This is a genomic window from Paenibacillus albiflavus (assembly GCF_004344915.1).
GTDB lineage: Bacteria > Bacillota > Bacilli > Paenibacillales > NBRC-103111 > Paenibacillus_AM > Paenibacillus_AM albiflavus.
On sequence record NZ_SKFG01000001.1, the window covers coordinates 235,870 to 253,727 of the forward strand.

18 protein-coding genes and 1 riboswitch are annotated in these 17,858 nt (G+C 41.5%); of the genes, 8 read left to right on the forward strand and 10 right to left on the reverse strand.

The window, feature by feature from the left end:
- Positions 1 to 24: 24 nt before the first annotated feature.
- A complete protein-coding gene (locus E0485_RS01200; protein WP_132415724.1) occupies positions 25 to 1,416 on the reverse strand; it encodes an amino acid permease in 1,392 nt (463 codons plus the stop codon).
- 210 nt (positions 1,417 to 1,626) lie between these two features.
- A riboswitch (SAM riboswitch) is annotated at positions 1,627 to 1,770 on the forward strand.
- Positions 1,771 to 1,869: 99 nt separating this feature from the next.
- Between E0485_RS01200 and E0485_RS01205 the strand changes: the two genes are divergently transcribed.
- The 4 genes from E0485_RS01205 to E0485_RS01220 all read left to right on the forward strand — a co-directional run bounded on the left by E0485_RS01205 (position 1,870) and on the right by E0485_RS01220 (position 4,735).
- Positions 1,870 to 2,892 carry a methionine ABC transporter ATP-binding protein gene (locus E0485_RS01205; RefSeq protein WP_132415726.1) on the forward strand — a complete coding sequence of 341 codons (1,023 nt, stop codon included), beginning with the start codon at positions 1,870 to 1,872 and terminating at the stop codon, positions 2,890 to 2,892.
- Positions 2,886 to 3,539: a methionine ABC transporter permease gene (locus tag E0485_RS01210; protein WP_132415728.1), complete on the forward strand. Its 654-nt coding sequence runs from the start codon at positions 2,886 to 2,888 to the stop codon at positions 3,537 to 3,539. Before E0485_RS01205 ends, E0485_RS01210 begins: the two co-directional genes overlap by 7 nt.
- Positions 3,540 to 3,567: 28 nt before the next feature.
- Positions 3,568 to 4,362, forward strand: coding sequence for a MetQ/NlpA family ABC transporter substrate-binding protein (locus E0485_RS01215; RefSeq protein ID WP_132415730.1), 795 nt, complete (start codon positions 3,568 to 3,570; stop codon positions 4,360 to 4,362).
- Between the two features lie 142 nt (positions 4,363 to 4,504).
- Positions 4,505 to 4,735 (forward strand): hypothetical protein, encoded by a 231-nt coding sequence (locus E0485_RS01220; RefSeq protein WP_132415732.1) that lies wholly within the window; start codon positions 4,505 to 4,507, stop codon positions 4,733 to 4,735.
- On the opposite strand, the gene E0485_RS01225 is transcribed toward E0485_RS01220, so the two are convergent.
- The 5 genes from E0485_RS01225 to E0485_RS01245 form a co-directional block, all read right to left on the reverse strand.
- Positions 4,732 to 5,289, reverse strand: coding sequence for a DNA-3-methyladenine glycosylase I (locus tag E0485_RS01225; protein ID WP_132416434.1), 558 nt, complete (start codon positions 5,287 to 5,289; stop codon positions 4,732 to 4,734). The two genes, E0485_RS01220 and E0485_RS01225, sit on opposite strands and share 4 nt — an antisense overlap.
- A gap of 61 nt (positions 5,290 to 5,350) precedes the next feature.
- Positions 5,351 to 6,241: a metal ABC transporter permease gene (locus E0485_RS01230; RefSeq protein WP_132415734.1), complete on the reverse strand. Its 891-nt coding sequence runs from the start codon at positions 6,239 to 6,241 to the stop codon at positions 5,351 to 5,353.
- Positions 6,234 to 7,169: a metal ABC transporter permease gene (locus tag E0485_RS01235; RefSeq protein WP_132415736.1), complete on the reverse strand. Its 936-nt coding sequence runs from the start codon at positions 7,167 to 7,169 to the stop codon at positions 6,234 to 6,236. Before E0485_RS01235 ends, E0485_RS01230 begins: the two co-directional genes overlap by 8 nt.
- A 24-nt stretch (positions 7,170 to 7,193) precedes the next feature.
- The gene (locus E0485_RS01240) at positions 7,194 to 7,937 is read right to left on the reverse strand and encodes a metal ABC transporter ATP-binding protein (RefSeq protein WP_132415738.1); all 744 of its coding nucleotides are present in this window, start codon (positions 7,935 to 7,937) and stop codon (positions 7,194 to 7,196) included.
- A gap of 20 nt (positions 7,938 to 7,957) precedes the next feature.
- The gene (locus E0485_RS01245) at positions 7,958 to 8,875 is read right to left on the reverse strand and encodes a metal ABC transporter solute-binding protein, Zn/Mn family (protein WP_132416435.1); all 918 of its coding nucleotides are present in this window, start codon (positions 8,873 to 8,875) and stop codon (positions 7,958 to 7,960) included.
- A 630-nt stretch (positions 8,876 to 9,505) separates the two neighbouring features.
- On the opposite strand from E0485_RS01245, the gene E0485_RS01250 reads away from it, so the two are divergent.
- Positions 9,506 to 9,826: a hypothetical protein gene (locus E0485_RS01250; RefSeq protein WP_132415740.1), complete on the forward strand. Its 321-nt coding sequence runs from the start codon at positions 9,506 to 9,508 to the stop codon at positions 9,824 to 9,826.
- Positions 9,827 to 9,902: 76 nt separating this feature from the next.
- On the opposite strand, the gene E0485_RS01255 is transcribed toward E0485_RS01250, so the two are convergent.
- Both E0485_RS01255 and E0485_RS01260 read right to left on the reverse strand, forming a co-directional pair.
- Positions 9,903 to 11,051 carry an MFS transporter gene (locus tag E0485_RS01255; RefSeq protein WP_132415742.1) on the reverse strand — a complete coding sequence of 383 codons (1,149 nt, stop codon included), beginning with the start codon at positions 11,049 to 11,051 and terminating at the stop codon, positions 9,903 to 9,905.
- Positions 11,052 to 11,090: 39 nt separating this feature from the next.
- Complete coding sequence (locus E0485_RS01260) at positions 11,091 to 11,627, reverse strand: hypothetical protein (protein WP_132415744.1); 537 nt, start codon at positions 11,625 to 11,627, stop codon at positions 11,091 to 11,093.
- Between the two features lie 156 nt (positions 11,628 to 11,783).
- Between E0485_RS01260 and E0485_RS01265 the strand changes: the two genes are divergently transcribed.
- On the forward strand, positions 11,784 to 12,899 hold the full coding sequence (locus E0485_RS01265; RefSeq protein ID WP_132415746.1) for an aminopeptidase: 1,116 nt from the start codon (positions 11,784 to 11,786) through the stop codon (positions 12,897 to 12,899).
- Between the two features lie 83 nt (positions 12,900 to 12,982).
- Here E0485_RS01265 and E0485_RS01270 read toward each other — a convergent pair whose 3' ends face one another.
- Both E0485_RS01270 and E0485_RS01275 read right to left on the reverse strand, forming a co-directional pair.
- Complete coding sequence (locus E0485_RS01270) at positions 12,983 to 13,945, reverse strand: ROK family protein (protein ID WP_132415748.1); 963 nt, start codon at positions 13,943 to 13,945, stop codon at positions 12,983 to 12,985.
- A 129-nt stretch (positions 13,946 to 14,074) separates the two neighbouring features.
- Positions 14,075 to 15,328, reverse strand: coding sequence for a spinster family MFS transporter (locus E0485_RS01275; RefSeq protein ID WP_132415750.1), 1,254 nt, complete (start codon positions 15,326 to 15,328; stop codon positions 14,075 to 14,077).
- 101 nt (positions 15,329 to 15,429) lie between these two features.
- Here E0485_RS01275 and E0485_RS01280 point away from each other — a divergent pair, with 101 nt between their 5' ends.
- Complete coding sequence (locus tag E0485_RS01280) at positions 15,430 to 16,374, forward strand: zinc dependent phospholipase C family protein (RefSeq protein WP_165921041.1); 945 nt, start codon at positions 15,430 to 15,432, stop codon at positions 16,372 to 16,374.
- 72 nt (positions 16,375 to 16,446) lie between these two features.
- Positions 16,447 to 17,844: a hypothetical protein gene (locus E0485_RS01285; protein ID WP_132415754.1), complete on the forward strand. Its 1,398-nt coding sequence runs from the start codon at positions 16,447 to 16,449 to the stop codon at positions 17,842 to 17,844.
- Positions 17,845 to 17,858 lie beyond the last annotated feature (14 nt).

The following is a 17,858-nucleotide window of genomic DNA, read 5'->3' on the forward strand; positions in this document are numbered from 1 at the left end:
AAAAAAAGCCTTGACTCCAAAGAATCAAGACTTTTTTTGCGCAAATGGATAAAAAATGATCCCCCCGCCAACGAGGATAATTCCTGAGAGGAAGGTAACCAAATTAGACGTTCCTGCAACGATCATCCAGACGGCGTACGATGTTGCGGCAATGGCAATAATCGCATCAACTAGTCGTTGTCTCCCCTGTCCTAGATACGTATCTCCAGTTGCAATCATTTTTAATTGATAAATAGAGGCAATAATGTATGGAATAAGAACGGCTAGTACAGCAATCGTTGTTACGTATTCAAAAGCATCCGTTAATGAGCTTGAAAGTGTAGATAGAAGCAAGGTTTGTGTGATCAAATTGGTGATAATTAAAGAATTGATCGGTGCACCATGTTTATTTGTTTTGGTAAAGATCGAGATAAACATATGTCCTCGCGATGCTTGGAACGGAACTTCCGCACTTAACAGAATCCAACCAAGTGCACTACCGATCAAGGAGATAAGCCCCAGACCAGCCATTACATAGCTTCCTGATGGACCAATTACAACAGATAGCGCATCTACAAGCGGCTTATGAGATGCCATCAATTGATCCTGCGTTAATACACCCATCGCTAATATAGAAATACATAAATAAATCGTTAATGCCATGCTTAAGCCGATGATTGTCGCTTTCTTGATATCGGTTTTCTTGCGAGCACGTGAAGAGAAAACAACTGCAGATTCTACTCCGACAAATGCCCATAGGGTGGTCATTGCAGCCAAACTTACTTGACTAAGAAATGGAATTGGCTCCCCTATTGAATCCAGCTTTTCAGGCATAAGCGGTACAATGTTTGCTTTCTCAAAAGCCCACAGTCCAATCACGATAAAGATCGCAAAGCCAAGAACCTTGGCAATCGTCGCAGCCAAATTCAGCTTGCCTGCTCCTTCAATACCACGAATAATGATCATATGATTAATCCATAAGAATGAGGAACAAATGATAAACGTTAGTAAATTACCGAGCTTAATGGTGAGGCCAAGGATGGTGACTAGCTCGTATTGACTTGTCATCATTGGGAAAAATGTAGATAAATAGCTCGCAAAAGTCGTAACAATTGCAACATTACCTGAAATGTTGGATATCCAATAGCCCCATGTTGCCAAGAAACCAGTTACGTGCGACCTTCTGGTACCCTCTTTAAATAATCCTTTTGCATACATTTGGGGACCACCTGTAAGTTCAGGCTTCCGAATAGCTAAATTCCCAAATACTAGGGCGATTAACATAACGCCAAATCCAGTCAGGAGCCAAGCTAGGATAACTCCTACAGGGTTAGCTGCTTTTGCAAGTGTACTTGGGAGCATGAATAGACCTGAGCCTACCATGTTGCCAACAACGAGTCCAATTAAAAGCCACAAGCCCAGTTTGTTGTCTTTCATGATGTAAAGTTGCTCCTCCTGTTGTGACTTTATTCTTCATAATGCCGTACATATTATATTAGACACAAATTTTACTATACATTAGACGCAATAGTTGAAGCAAGAAGAATCCATGTATTCTTTACTTTGTATAATTTAACAATTATAAATATCTTATTGACAGTTCATTTCTTAGCGACGTATACTGTTAACACAAATTAAATATAATCTTTCTTATCAAGAGTGGCGGAGGGACAAGGCCCGACGAAGCCCGGCAACCGATTGGAAGAGATGATGGATATGAATCCTCTTCTTTCAATGACATGGTGCTAAATCCTTCAAAATATGCGTCCAGCATGTTTTGGCAGATGAGAAGTGGATGATACTATAAATAATCAACCCTTTTACTTCTGTGAAAGGGTTTTTTAATTTGTTTCTTCTTGTTCTAATACCTATACCAAAGAAGGTGACTGCATGATTCTACTTGAAGGAATCACGAAAAAATATGTGGATCCCAAATCCAAAACACAAGAAACGGTCGCACTCCGCGGCATCGATCTTCAAATTAAGCAAGGTGAAATCTTCGGCATGATAGGTCATTCTGGAGCAGGCAAAAGTACATTGCTGCGAATGATCAACCTACTCGAACGTCCTACCACTGGGAAAGTCATCATAAATGATGTTGATCTAACATCACTCAGTCATAAGGAGCTGCAGGATAAACGCAGGAAGATCGGGATGATTTTTCAGCATTTCAATCTCCTCTCTTCTGCTACAGTTGAACAGAACATTGCATTTCCGTTAAAGCTTAAGAAGCATTCAATGGATGAAATTAATCGCAAGGTGGAAGAACTAGTTAAACTTGTCGGACTTGAAGATCATCGAACTAAATATCCATCACAGTTATCTGGCGGTCAGAAACAACGTGTAGGTATCGCAAGAGCACTTGCTGCCGATCCTGATATCTTACTCTGTGATGAAGCAACATCCGCACTTGATCCGCAGACTACAAACTCGATTCTTCAGCTATTGCTTGAAATTAATCGGACTCTTGGCATTACCATCGTGCTCATCACACATGAGATGCAAGTCATTCGCTCGATCTGTGACCGTGTTGCAGTCATAAATTCAGGTGAGATCGTCGAGCTTGGCAATGTTGTTGACGTATTCCTACATCCAATGCATCAAGTAACAAAGCAATTCATTCAGGAAATAGCAGATGCAGATGATCATTCATCCTTCTTAAAAGGAACAGAATTGCCTAATGAGCTTGTTAGAATCACGTTCTTGGGCGAGCAAACCTACTACCCTATTTTATCGGAAACGGTCCAAGCAACAGGTGTTACTTTCGCCATTATGCAAGGTACGATATCCAAAATGAAAGATACACCCTATGGTCAACTGCTAGTCACCTTCCAAGGTGATCAACTGGCCATTAAAGATACACTTACACAGCTTCAAAACCGCGGTCTGCATGTGGAGGTGATAGCATGTTAAGCTCCATTAACTGGTCTGATATCGGAACAGCAACGGTCGATACACTAATCATGTTAGTGTTCTCATCCATCTTTACCTTCATCATCGGATTACCGATTGGCGTCCTCCTATTCTGGACTTCCAACAAACAAGGATGGTCGAAAGCGATCTATCGAATCGTATCTTTCATTATTAACATTCTGCGTTCGGTTCCGTTCATCATTTTGATGATCGCTGTTATTCCAATAACAAGACAACTCGTTGGCACAACGATCGGTCTTCAGGCTGCAATTCCTCCACTCGTTTTTGCAGCTACACCTTTCTTTGCAAGGCTCGTCGAAACTTCGCTACGCGAAGTTGATCGCGGAGTCATTGAAGCCGCGCAAGCCATGGGTGCTACGACGATGCAGATCATATTCCGCGTCCTCTTGCCAGAAGCCAAACCTGGGCTATGGGCAGGCATTACGATCACGACAGTAACACTTGTATCTTACACGGCGATGTCTGGCTTTATTGGCGGCGGCGGATTGGGTGATCTAGCTATCCGTTATGGATACCAACGATTTGATACAACAGTCATGATTGTAACGATCATTATCCTTGTTGTACTGGTACAGCTATTACAAATGACAGGCGATAAGCTTGTTGCACGCTATACCAAAAAATAAAAAAATTATATTTTAGGAGAGAAACACGATGAAAAAAATACTACTTGCACTATTCGCATCATCCCTTTTACTATTTGCTTCTGCTTGCGGCAGCAGCAGCAAAGAAGGAACTATTACAATTGGCGCAACGGCAGTCCCGCATGCTGAAATTCTGAATTTTATTAAACCGATACTTAAAGAGCAAGGTGTTGATTTAGTCGTCAAAGAATTCTCCGATTACGCAATAATTAACAGCCAATTGTTCGAGAAGAATCTGGATGCTGACTTCTTCCAGCACAAACCATACCTTGACGCTCAAAATAGAGAGAAAAAAATGGACCTGGTATCTGTAGCAAACGTCCATATTGAACCATTCGGTGCCTACTCCAAAAAGATTAATGACCTGAAGGATTTGAAAGATGGTTCAACAGTTGCGATTCCAAACGATCCCACAAACGGAGGACGCGCCCTTCTTCTACTTGAGAAGCAAGGATTAATTAAATTGAAATCAGATGCAGGAATTGAAGCAACACCGAATGATATCGTTCAAAACGATAAAAAGCTTGTCATCAAGGAGCTCGATGCAGGAATGCTGCCAAGATCCCTGGATGATGTTGAGCTTGCTTTGATCAATACGAACTACGCAATGCAAGCAGGACTAAATCCTCTTACAGATTCGCTTTTCATTGAAGATAAAGATAGCCCATATGCGAACATCCTTGCAGCCCGCCCTGACAATAAGGACTCTGAAGCGATCCAGAAGGTAGTTACTGCATTAAATTCACCAGAAGTGAAGAAGTTTATCGAAGATAATTACCATGGTTCTATCCTGCCAGCGTTCTAATTAAACAGTAATAAAACCTCGTATAGATTTCTGATAAGTCGTCAGAAATTTATCGAGGTTTTTTCTTGTAAACATCTTCCAATACGAACAAATGTTTGATATAATAAAACCAAACAAATGTTCTTATGAGGAGGTTTTATTGATGAAAGCATGCAATCATTTTCGATTTATGGATGAGGGGAATGAGTACGGCTGGAACGACCTTACTTTCAAGTTTTATCCGGATGGACATGTTGTGATTATGGATAATGAGACAAGCAATCTTGTTAATCCTAAGCAGCTTAAAGGCAAGGCACTCGACTTCTATATCCGTAAACGCATCTATCTCATTAAGACCAATCTACAAGAACAACAGCTCAAGTACGCCAATTAAGCTTGTCTGTAGCAATCGCAGCTTGTTATATGATCATTAACTATCCCTACGGCTTGCATGAACGAATACATAATTGTTGTGCCAACAAAGCTAAATCCACGTTTCTTCAGATCTTTACTAATCTTATCGGATAGTGGAGTCGAGACTGGGACTTCCTTAAGGGATTGCCAAGCATTCTGGATGGGCTGATGATCGACAAAGCTCCATATATAGTGATCGAAAGAGCCGAAAGTTTCTTGAATGCGAATGAATGCCTGTGCATTTTGAATTGTGGCACGAATCTTTAGACGATTGCGCACGATGCCTGTATTTTGCAGCAGTTCATTATATTTTGCCTCATCATAGCCTGCTACTTTATTTACGTCGAACTGATCCATAGCCTCTCTATAATTCTCACGTTTCTTAAGTATGGTATACCAGCTAAGACCTGCTTGAGCTCCTTCTAGTATTATCATCTCGAACAATTTACGATCATCATGAACGGGAACTCCCCATTCATTATCATGATAATCTAGATACAAGGGATCATCATTTACCCAACCGCATCTATTCAACATTACAATCATCACCCTTCGTCACAATAAGATTATGATTATAGAACCATATGTTCGTATTTTAACTTAAGGATGCTGCTGTTGTCGATTTCTTTTTTTGCCCAATCATTCTGACGATTATGCCTTGACTTGGTGAGAATAACACTGCTAACACAAATAGAATACCCGCAACGGACATCATGCTACCAGCAATAGAAGCATCTAGAATATAGGCTGTATAATAGCCCAGAACTGAACTTAGAACACTGATAATCATGCTAATCCCGATCATAGCCCCTAGTCGTTCAGTCAATAAATAGGCAGTTGAAGCAGGAACAATCAGCATGCCGACTACAAGAATAGCACCTACACTTTCAAACGATGCAACCGTCGTTAGTGAAACCAGTCCCATTAAAACATAATGGAACAGAACTACGGGAATGCCTACTGCCGCTGCCATTGCCGCATCGAAGGAGCATAACTTAAACTGCTTAAAGAATAAAGCTATCACAAGAATACTAAGTAGAAATACTGAGCCTACCTGCCATATTGCCATTGGTCCAAGATCCATTCCACCGATAACAAGTGTATTCCATGGAATATAAGCAATTTCTCCATAGAGCACACAGTCTAAATCTAGGTCTATATCTCTTGTGTACAAGCTGACTAGCACAACACCTACTGCGAATAATGCGGTAAATACGACCCCTATCGCAGCATCTCCCTGCACACCGCTCTGCTTAAAGGTCTGGATCAGAAATACGGTAAGCAAACCAATAATGGATGCACCAATTAACATAATGAAGGAATCTCTCGAACCAGAAATCAAGAACGCAATAACAATCCCTGGTAACACTGCATGTGAGATAGCATCACCAATCATGGACATTTTGCGTAGAACAAGAAAGCAGCCTACTAACGAGCAGGCACATGAAACTACTATACCTGTTAGAATAATCCAAAGATCATTCATAGATAGTTCCCTCCTTAGCAACCACTTGATGAGGGATATTCTGTACTTCACGTCTCAGCTTGAAGCGCTGCCACAGCTTAGGCAATATACCTCTTCTAGGTGCGATTAGAATCGAAATAATGAAGATCGTCGTTGCCGCTAGAACAGAAATAGGTCCAGTAGGCAGATTATTGCCTGAGGTGGAAATTAAAGTGCCAAGGAATCCGCTTAATGCGCCGAACAATCCCGACAAGATGACCATCAATCCTAATCTCTCAGTCCAATAACGAGCGGCTACTGCAGGTGTAATGAGCAGTGCAGCCATTAATACAACCCCAACTGCTTGAATCCCAACGACTACGGCAATCACAATAAGAAACATAACGAGTTGATCTAGTACACCGACTGGCATACCGATTCCACGTGCAAATCCCGGATCAAAGCTAATAATCTTAAGTTCCTTAAATAGTAATGTACATACACCAAGCAGTACAAAAGAAATAACCGACATCGTTATGACATCTGAACGAATCATCGCTGCTGCTTGCCCGAATAAGAATTTATCCAGCCCACTTTGATTCCCGCTTGCACTATGTTGAATTTGTGTTAACAGAACAATACCAAATCCGAAGAAAACAGATAAAATAATACCTAATGCTGCATCCTGCTTGAGTTTCGTATACCTCGTTATCCAACCAATGCTAAGTGTAGCTATTAAACCAGCAATTGCTGCTCCAACCAGAAACCAGACGATCGACTTTGATCCCGTGATCATGAAGGCAATACATATGCCAGGTAATGCAGCATGGGATAACGCATCTCCCATAAGCGATTGCTTACGCAAGTAGGCGAATGCACCAATAACACCTGAACTAAGGCCGAGTAGAATACTTCCAAGCAGAATCCACTGCGTATTGGGATCACCAAAAACCTTTATCCATTCAACCATGATGTGGTCCCCCTTTCTTCCACCTTAATGAAGCGTCTTTTTATCTAGCAGCGATAATCTGCCACCATAAGTTCGTTGTAGATTCTCATGCGTGAATATCTCTTCGGTTGGGCCAACATCCATCAGCTCTACATTCAGCATCATGACCCAATCAAAATATTCCTTCACCGTGGCTAAGTCATGATGAACAACAAGCACCGTTTTTCCCTTGCTTTTTAAGTTATCGAGCAGAGTGATAATCGCTTTCTCCGTAGCTGCATCTACTCCTACAAACGGTTCATCCATCAAATAGAGTGAAGCATCCTGGGCTAGCGCTCTAGCAAGGAATACACGCTGCTGCTGTCCACCTGACAGCTGTGATATTTGACGATTTGCAAAGGCATCCATTCCTACCTGTTCCAAGCAATGCATGGCAATTTCCTTTTCTTTTTTGCCTGGACGCTTAAACCATCCCAGATGTCCATATCTGCCCATTGTCACTACATCCAGCGCGTTGGTAGGAAAATCCCAATCCACTGATTCACGTTGTGGCACATAACCCACTTGTTTACGCTGCGCTTTATAGGTTTGCCCATGAATATAGACTTCTCCAGATAAGCTTGGAATAAGGCCTAACGCAGCTTTGATAAGTGTCGATTTGCCTGCTCCATTGGGACCGACTATACCAATTAATTTGCCCTTGGGCACTTTAAAGGATATATTTCGTAATACAGGCTTTTTCTGATAAGCAACATTCATATCCTTGATTTCGAGTGAATATTCCAACATCTGATCGTCTCCTTCCTTAATTAGCGCAGTGCTTTAACAATTTGATCAACGTTATGACGTACCATCCCAACATATGTACCCTCTAACGTTCCTTCGGCACCCATAGCATCCGAATATAATTCTCCGCCGATTTCTAAGTCGTGGCCTTTTACCTTAGCTCCTGCAATTACAGCCTCAATCGCATCCTTGGGTACTGACGACTCGATAAACACTGCTTTAATCTTATTCTCAACCAGATAGTCTCTGAGATCGGCAACATCCTTCGCTCCATATTCAGAGGCCGTTGACATGCCTTGCAATCCCATCACCTTAATCCCATATGCCTCTCCAAAGTATCCAAATGCATCATGTGCGGTTACGAGTACACGCGAGCTTTCAGGAATTGTGTTGATCTGCTCCCTTACGTAGTTATCCAGTTTACTTAGCTCATCTAAGTAGGCTGCGGCATTTTTCTCATAATCAGCCTTATGCTCGGAATCAAACTGAATTAATTCATCACGAACCTTTTCTGTTGCCTTCATCCAGTTCTGAACATTAAACCAAATGTGCGGATCATACTCCGTTTCCATCTCTGAGCCTGATCTAAGTTGATTCTTGTCGATGTTCGATGATACGGCAAACGTTGGCTTTTCTTTGTTCATTTTCTCGAAAATATCTCCCATCTTTCCTTCAAGATGTAGTCCGTTATAGAAAATGATATCTGCATCCTCCAGCTTCTTAATGTCGCCTTGTGAAGCCTTGTATAAATGCGGGTCAACCCCCGATTTCATTAAACCTGTTACATTCACATGCTCGGCACCTACATTCTTAACGATGTCCGTAATCATTCCAATTGTTGTCGTCACTTTAATTTGTTTGCTGCTGCTCGATGTTTGGTTCTGATTTGGCGTCTGACCACATGCAGACAACACACTAATTACGACCATCAGCATAACCATCACCCAGATATAACTTCTCTTTGAAACTTGTTTCAATTCAATCCCTCCTGATTTTTGAATATTTTTTTGATTAAACTAATTTTGTTTCCTTAGGGAAACTTTCAGGACAAAAAAAAGCAACTTCCCTTGTTCTGTATCCTATTAGCTCACTTAATCAAATTGATATTGATTATCACTATTATTATACAAAAACAAAAAAGTTGCAATAAGGAAAAATAATTAGTCTTGGTTAAGACTTATTTTTCGAGATTTGATTCAAGCTTGGTGCATATTCTGTAGATTTAGTAGAGTTCAATGATATCGCTTCTTCCATGATGGATGCATCGTTTTGACGATTTTTTATTTTTTCCGCTCTATTCTTCGGCATTAATCCACTCACCTCCATTCGATCTTTGCATAGTTTGCTATGAACAGACATTTTCTATGTGTCGAATAGATGGTAACTCGATCACATTGTGCGCTTGCCTAGGAAATAAATACAAGCAGGAAATATTCATTTCCCCACTTTATTGCCGAGTAAGCAGCTTTTAAGTATGAAATGAATGCTTTTGGAGCAACGTAACTAAAGCAACATGTAATTGTTCGAGGAACGATTGAACACACAGATCAGACTATCAGGAGGCGAACACTGTGACGAAAGGCGAGCAACATCAAGAATCCATCAAGCATGCGGAGGAACATGCAGAAAGTGCAATTATGGCGGCACAGCGAGCAGAAGCCATGCTTCATGACGCATTAATCACTTCCGATCCACAACAACTTCGAGCTGCCCAGGCTCGAGTCACTCAAACACAGCATGACATTGTAGAAGCACGTAAGCATATGGTCGAGTTCAGCACAATGGAACCATTTGAACAGCAGCTATCTTCTAAATCCGAAGACCTACATAAAGCATCTGTTGATATGGTGATTGCGAAAGATAAATCCAAATTACCTAAACAAGTAAGATAGTGAAGCAGTTAATAACAAGAATACAAGAAATGCCTTATCTCCTTCTGAAGAGACAAGGCATTTTTAGCTAATAGAATTATTGCGGTTTCGGGTTTGCTGCTCGATGTTGAAAAAGACCAATAAGCACAAAAGTAAGGAATGAACCACCTAAAACATAGAATAAAGAGGCAAGTGATACATAATTCAGCAGAAAGCCACCAATAAGTGGACCAACTAAACTTCCGAGACTAAAGTTCACAGAGGCAATAATATTTGCTTTGGGTAATAGTTCTTTGGGTAGTAAGTCGGCTGCATAAGCCATCCCTAGCGAGAAGAATGAACCGACCATTCCGCCGCCAATGATGAATAGCGTACCAACCATCCATAGATTCGCCCCCATAAATGGCACAAGCAAGAAGCATATCGTCCCGATAGTCCCCGTAATCATTAAGACTGGCTTCCGTCCAAACTTATCGCTCCATATCCCTAGAGGCAATTGTAGGATTAATCCGCCCATCCCTATTAGAGGCAATAGAATAGCTACATCAGCTTCAGTGAATCCCGTTCGCAATCCATAAACAGGGAATTGTCCATTCATCGTCGCTTCCATAAATCCGTATAGTATAGATGGAATAAGTGCGAACCAAGCAATTCTGATCACTCTGGAATAAGTCAAATTCGTATTGCGAACTCCTGGCGCCGCAAAGCCTTCTTTGGAATTCTGCAGCTTAATAAACAACAACCCAAGAACGATGGAGTAACAAATCGCCAGTACGACAAATGGCACCCATAACCCGAGCTTCATAAGCGGAATTCCAAAAGGTCCGATCGTAAATCCTAAACCATAGGACATACCATATAAGGAGATATATCTCCCCCTGCGATCAGCAGGGGCTGAAGAGACAATCCAGAGCTGAGATGCAAAGTGCAGCGCACTGTCACCAATCCCAACAAGTATTCGCAGAATAAACCAAATCCATAAATTATGAGTAAGCGGGAATGCGAGAACGGAACCAATAACAAGCACCATGCCGGCTGCGATTACAGGCTTATATCCATATTTTCTCGTAGGTTTTTCGATAAAGAACATGGTACCTAATATCCCGATATATAACCCTACTGCATTCAATCCATTAATATCGGGAGAAATCCCTGCCTGCTCTAACAAGATGGTTAAGAGCGGCATTAACAATCCTTGACTTGAACCTGCTACAATAACGACTAATAAAAGAATAATCAGATGCACGTACAATAACTTCCTTCCTAATTCATAGCTGTAAAGGGATTACTCAAAAAGCTTAAGTTCATCCCATCTACCTGCTGCGTTAAGTATTTTAGGATGCAGCGGGCTTCGAAATCTGGGGTCGATAAAAAAACGCAAGCGCTTGATCCATGCTTCAAATTCTACTGTATTTGCGAAAACATTCGCATACCAGTCATTCATATAGACAAAATAAGGACCGGGATATTTGTCCACAAGAAATCGTAGTAAGGTATCGATCGGCGTATATTTCTTACGCTTACCCTCCCACTCATCAATTACATAATCCGTATGTGGCTGCAGCAGCTCGATAATTTGGTTTAGATTTTTGATGCGTTTATAAAAAGGAATATCACATGGGTACTTCATCCTTCGCAAAGTCTCTTCATGCTGTGGAGCAAATACCACTTTAGCAAAAGCACGTTCTTCCGCTAATCCGAACAACTTAGATAGCTGCGGCTCTTCCCAATCGTCAAACGAATCTAACATGATTAAAGTCCCTTTCACTTTAACAGCAGGCTCTTTGTAGCCAAATGGTACGGTAATATTGTCTCTAGCCATAATACAAGCAACCACCCTTCAAGAACAGTCTTATACCTAGATTAACCTAGCGTAGTACCGATCATGCTGCGAAAAAGTTTTTGTTTACAAGACAATTATTATATAATACATCATGTATTCTTAAATTCACTTATTACTAAAGGAGACGAAATTTGCATGAGAGATCCACGTTTACAAGTGTTTGCCAAAAACATTATCAACTACTCCGTTAAATTGCAGCCAGGAGAGAATGTTCTAATTGATTTTATCGGCATAAAGGATGCTGAACTCCTTAAATGTTTTATTGAAGAAGCACATAAAGCAGGTGGTCATGCATTCGTCGACATCAAAGATCCAGCAGTAACTCGTGCCATCATGAAGACAGGTACCAAAGAGCTATTTGAAAGAATGGCTGATCTTGAATTAAACCGCATGAAACAAATGCATGCTTACATAGGTGTTCGCGGTGGCGAGAATATCACTGAAACATCCGATGTATCCGAAGAGCAAACCAAACTATACAGCCAAACATATTCACGTCCTGTAACAGATCAAAGAGTAAACCATACGAAGTGGTGCGTGATGCGTTATCCTAGCCCTTCAATGGCTCAACAAGCAAATACAAGCACAGAAGCATTCGAAGACTTCTACTTTAACGTTTGCAACCTAGATTATAGCAAAATGGCTAAAGCAATGGACCCACTAGTTGAATTGATGCAAAAAACAGATCGTGTTCGTCTCGTTTCACCTGGAACAGATCTATCCTTCTCCATTAAAGGTATTCCAGCAATCAAATGCTGTGGATTACGCAACATTCCGGATGGCGAGGTGTATACGGCGCCAGTAATTGATTCCGTTAATGGCGTATTATCCTACAACTGCCCAACGGTATATCAAGGCACATCTTTTGAAAATGTAGTCTTGCGCTTTGAGAACGGTAAAATTGTTGAAGCAACTTCTAATAATACCAAACGTATCAACGATATTCTAGATGCAGATGAAGGCGCACGTTACATTGGTGAGTTCGCAATTGGTGTAAACCCTTATATCCTGCACCCGATGAAAGATACTCTATTCGATGAGAAAATCGCTGGATCTATCCATTTCACACCAGGTCAAGCCTATGTAATCGCAGATAACGGCAACCGTTCCTCTGTTCACTGGGATATGGTTCTTATTCAGCGTCCTGAATACGGTGGAGGCGAAATGTACTTCGATGATGTACTTGTTCGCAAAGACGGCCTATTCGTCATCCCAGAACTTGAGTGCCTAAATCCTGAGAATTTAAAATAATTCTCTCACCAAAACTTCAATAATACGTAATAAAGCAAGCTCCCGTTCGATCGGCGAGCTTGCTTTTTATTTGGGTATGTAGATTAGCTTAATCTGCTCTTAGCGTATGAAGCAGAGCCAATAACCCCGCCATCATCGATCAATTGACCTGGAACAATCGTTAACTTATCCCAGTAAAATGAGATGACATTGTTCTTAATTTCTTCACGCATTGGAGCGAATAGCCTTTCACCCGCTTGTGCTGCGCCTCCTCCGATTACGATGCAATCGGGGCTGAATAAGGTTACAACAGAAGCGAGAGCTTTCCCGAGCACTTTGCCTGTATGATTCATAATTTCGATCGCAAGCTCATCGCCATCATCATAAGCTTTGGATACGTCTACAGCGGTAATTGCCGCTTGCGGGTCATTAACCAACTTCTGCTGCATAAGGCTCGCCCGACCAACAGCAAGAGCTTCTCTTGCTTGTCTTGCAATACCGTTCGCTGATGCGACTGTTTCTAAGCAGCCCTTCAAACCACATCCGCATGTATGATGCTCTCCGTCCATTGGGATATGCCCTACTTCACCTGCCATGAAGCCTCCACCATAGAACAATTGACCGTGATCAACAAATGCACCTGCGATACCAGTACCTAAAGTAATGCCGAATACACAATCATGACCCTGTGAAGCACCATTCATGGCTTCGCCATATACATACATGCGCACATCATTATCAATAAACACAGGCTTGCCAGTAAGCTCTTGTAATCTTGCTGCTACAGGATAGTCCTTCCATCCAAGATTAACGGCTAGCAGACATACACCGCGAATCGGATCAATGAATCCTGGTGACCCCATTCCGATTCCACGGAGATCATTCTTATCCACATGATTCAATTCTAATACTTCATCTACCATCTCAGCGATTTGGCTAAGTACGAACTCGCTGCCCTGATCCGCGCCAGTAGATCGTTTGATCTTGGATATTAACTTCATCTCATCATTCAATAAGCCAACTACAACATTCGTACCACCGAGATCAATTCCAATCCAATGCTCCATCTAAGTCCACTCCTCTGCTACTCTCTTGTTTTAATCATCTATCTTATATTGTTCTTACTACTATAATCGGAAACTATTATACGAATAATAAACTTATGCAGCAATATACAAGTTCATACCTCTATCAAATTAACTACTATGCGTTATATTCTGATCCGTTAGGCTAACTTTGGAAGAGACATATTTGGTCATCCAACTGAAGAAGACAACAGCTAAAAGCATTGGAATGACCAACATTTTCAGTGAAAATAAAAGGTTGGTTTGTTCCGATAGATAACCTGTAACCGTTGGACTTGGCACATCTCCAATGATATGCATAATAAATAGCAATAGAGCTGTTGCCGTATTCCAAATCCGATACTCTGTTACATCATATAATAAAGAAGATATGACACCGACATGCCAGAATAAGAAAAAGATAGATGCTGCTATAAGTGGGATACTGACCAACTGCAGTCCGAGATAAAGTAGAGCACAGCTAATAGTCATAGAGATGATGACAACATGGATACGTGCGCGTCCATTTCTTTTTAACCAGTAATCTGCAATATAGCCGCCAATCGGAACGCCTATGAATCCTGAGACCGCAATGATCGCGCCAAGAACAAGTCCTGCTGCATCAACCGAGTAACCCATTTCTCTGTTCAGCAAGGTCGGACCAAAGAATGATAACGCCCCAAACCCATAAGAAATCATGGCATAACCGACGGAAAGTAAGATGAAAGGCTTATTGCCAAATAATTGTTTAACGTCATTAATATTTATTTGAGCAGAAGAAGTGTCCATATTTGGAGCATGCTTTTGATGATCTGGATTACGATCCAATCGCAGTCTCCAAGTAAAGAACGCAAGAATCAAACCTGGCAAACCAACGATACAGAAAGCGAACTGCCAGCCAAAATGTACTCCGAGTGCTCCACCTGCCAATACACCGATTGAGCTCCCGATCGGCATCCCCAAATTGAATAAGGCCAGGATACGAGCTCTTCTGCTTTGAACATAGAGCTTAGATAGAATAGTTGACCCTGTTGCTACAAAGGCAGCCTCACCTATTCCAATTAGTGCGCGGAACACATACAGCGACTCAATCGACCATGCAAGTGCAGATAACATCGTTGCCGCGCTCCATATAACTGCGCCAATTGCCGCTACTTTGTGTGCTTGCCACCGATCTGACCACATGCCGAATGGCAATGCTATCAATGCGTAGGTGATCATAAATGCGCTTCCAAGAACACCAAGCGCTTGATCAGATGCATGAAAGCTTTCTTTTAGCAGGGGCAATACAGCAGAAGTAATTTGACGATCCAGATAATTCATGATGTTAAGGAGTAAAAAAAGATAGAAAACATTTCGAGTTTTCAGATAAAATCCTCCATTCATATTGGACTAGCAATCTAGATTTCTCTTGTATGTATACGAAAAATGTAGCAATATGAAACTGTACTCCGAAACACTTAGTTAATCGGGAAATGAGGATGTATATGCCCTTCGTATGGACACATATCATTTTTGGTGAAGAATTGCTTCAAAAATCAGGACTAAGTTCAATTATAGAAGATCCGCGGTTAAAGCAGATTTTCAATCTGGGATGTCAAGGCCCTGATGTCTTATTTTATCATAACTACTTACCATGGCGTAATAGTAGATTTGCAACTGAGTTAGGGAATATGATGCACGCTAAGGAATGCGGTCCTTTTATACTTCAATTAATTAATGAGGTTAAGAATAGATCCATTAAAGACCCTGCGCTCATCTATACAATCGGATTCATCACGCATCACATTCTCGATCGGACGATGCATCCATTCGTTTTCTATCACTCGGGATTCACTCCGCTCATGCATCAACGATTTGAAATTATTATGGATACGCTCATTGTCAAAGCCAAGCTTGGTATTGACACGTGGCGCACACCCACATGGAAGCTGCTAGCCTATGAGAAATCGCTACTTAAAGAGATCCCTGTGATCATGCACAAAATCGCTAAGCAATTGTACCCTGAACATTCGAAGCATGTCCAATTACAAGAATGGCGTGATTCTTACAGGCAAATGATTCAAGCGCAGAAAATTTTTCACGACCCTCACGGAATCAAAATGAAACTAACATTCGGATTGCTTGAACCTTATGTTTATAAGCGCACTAATGCGCCCTTAGATTATTTGAATGAGCAGCATGCTGAATGGAACTGCCCTACTTCTCTTGCAGAAAAGCATACAGATAGTATTTGGGACTTATGGGATAAAGCCAGATTAGAGGGTGTCGAGATTCTTATTGAGCTATCACGTATCCTAAAGACGATTCAACAGAATAAATCAGCGAACTTCAATCGTCTTATCGAGTTATTAGGAAATATCTCTTATGATTCTGGAAAACCTTGCGATAGTAGTCTTGAAATCATACATGTGAAATCTATGATTGGTTAGTATAACGCACCAAATTTTTCTAAGCACATAACCTGTATTACTACAGGCGTTCGCCTGATTGGAGGTGTGTGAATGGGAATTGAATTAGTCGGTATACATTGGATCTACATCCTATTTATTATACTTATCATCGGATTCATGATCATGCGGAGAGATACGACATTAATTTGCGTAATCGGGATATTCATTATCGGTCTAGTAGCAACACAATCGTTACCCGAATCAATTTCAGGTGTTTTTAACTCTTTTATTTATGCCATTAAAGAATTGTTAGGTACAATACTCGTCATCTCGTTAATCGTAGCGATGAGTTCTGTTCTCACCAAAACAGGAATTAATGAAATGATGATAACTCCTTTCACGAAGTTGATCCGGACACCAGGGTTAGCATTCTGGGTTGTGGGGATTCTCATGATGATTATTTCCTGGTTCTTCTGGCCATCACCAGCGGTAGCGTTGATCGGTGCTGTACTACTCCCTGTAGCAGTTCGAGTAGGTCTGCCCGCACTGGGTGTTGCAATGGCAATGAACTTATTTGGTCATGGGATTGCACTATCTGGTGACTACATCATTCAAGGAGCTCCAAAGCTTACTTCATCTGCTGCGGGTATTCCAATTGGTGATGTGATGACCGCTTCCATTCCTCTTGTTATCGTGATGGGTGTCGTAACAACTGTTACTGCTTTCTGGTTCTTGCGGAGAGACATGAAGAAAGGGAAGCTGAAGAATGATTTGACAGCACTTCAACCGATATATGAAAGCGATTCCAAGGAACCATATATGCTCTCACTTGGAACAAGAAAGCTGTTCGCCATTCTGATTCCACTCTTATTCATCGGTGATGTTGTCGCCATGGTACTCTTAAAGCTACAAGGTGGAGATGCAACCGCATTAATCGGAGGTACATGTATCTTTATTATGGGGCTAGTTTCCCTACTTGCTCATCGCAATGAGGGATTAGAGAAAAGCACGAGCTATCTACTAGAAGGCTTCCAGTTTGGGTTCAAAGTGTTCGGCCCTGTTATTCCGATTGCAGCATTCTTCTATCTAGGTGACTCTGCCTTCTTCGATTTATTCGGCAAGGTTCTACCTGCTGGATCTCAAGGCATTGTCAATGATCTCGGTGTCGCACTCGCTCAATCTGTACCTGTCAATAAGGCTATAAGCAGCATAACACTTACTACTGTTGGTGCAATTACAGGCTTAGATGGATCAGGATTCTCTGGTATCTCACTAGCAGGCTCAGTTGCACACTTGTTCTCTATTGCGCTTGGTACAGGTATCGCCACACTTACTGCTTTAGGTCAATTAGCAGCGATCTGGGTTGGTGGAGGAACACTAATACCATGGGCACTTATCCCAGCAGCGGCTATTTGTGGAGTCAGTCCATTCGAGCTGGCTAGACGCAACCTCAAGCCAGTTCTAATTGGATTGGCTGTGACAACGATTGTGGCGATGTTCTTGATCTAATTACGTTCGGATTA

Bases quoted from the DNA above. Each gene is read 5' to 3' on its own strand.
- E0485_RS01275 (WP_132415750.1), bottom strand. From the start codon at position 15,328: ATGAATGGAGGATTTTATCTGAAAACTCGAAATGTTTTCTATCTTTTT.
- E0485_RS01265 (WP_132415746.1), top strand. From the start codon at position 11,784: ATGAGAGATCCACGTTTACAAGTGTTTGCCAAAAACATTATCAACTAC.
- E0485_RS01270 (WP_132415748.1), bottom strand. From the start codon at position 13,945: ATGGAGCATTGGATTGGAATTGATCTCGGTGGTACGAATGTTGTAGTT.
- E0485_RS01240 (WP_132415738.1), bottom strand. From the start codon at position 7,937: ATGTTGGAATATTCACTCGAAATCAAGGATATGAATGTTGCTTATCAG.
- E0485_RS01230 (WP_132415734.1), bottom strand. From the start codon at position 6,241: ATGAATGATCTTTGGATTATTCTAACAGGTATAGTAGTTTCATGTGCC.
- E0485_RS01280 (WP_165921041.1), top strand. From the start codon at position 15,430: ATGCCCTTCGTATGGACACATATCATTTTTGGTGAAGAATTGCTTCAA.
- E0485_RS01235 (WP_132415736.1), bottom strand. From the start codon at position 7,169: ATGGTTGAATGGATAAAGGTTTTTGGTGATCCCAATACGCAGTGGATT.
- E0485_RS01245 (WP_132416435.1), bottom strand. From the start codon at position 8,875: ATGGTTATGCTGATGGTCGTAATTAGTGTGTTGTCTGCATGTGGTCAG.
- E0485_RS01215 (WP_132415730.1), top strand. From the start codon at position 3,568: ATGAAAAAAATACTACTTGCACTATTCGCATCATCCCTTTTACTATTT.
- E0485_RS01205 (WP_132415726.1), top strand. From the start codon at position 1,870: ATGATTCTACTTGAAGGAATCACGAAAAAATATGTGGATCCCAAATCC.
- E0485_RS01260 (WP_132415744.1), bottom strand. From the start codon at position 11,627: ATGGCTAGAGACAATATTACCGTACCATTTGGCTACAAAGAGCCTGCT.
- E0485_RS01210 (WP_132415728.1), top strand. From the start codon at position 2,886: ATGTTAAGCTCCATTAACTGGTCTGATATCGGAACAGCAACGGTCGAT.
- E0485_RS01200 (WP_132415724.1), bottom strand. From the start codon at position 1,416: ATGAAAGACAACAAACTGGGCTTGTGGCTTTTAATTGGACTCGTTGTT.
- E0485_RS01220 (WP_132415732.1), top strand. From the start codon at position 4,505: ATGAAAGCATGCAATCATTTTCGATTTATGGATGAGGGGAATGAGTAC.
- E0485_RS01285 (WP_132415754.1), top strand. From the start codon at position 16,447: ATGGGAATTGAATTAGTCGGTATACATTGGATCTACATCCTATTTATT.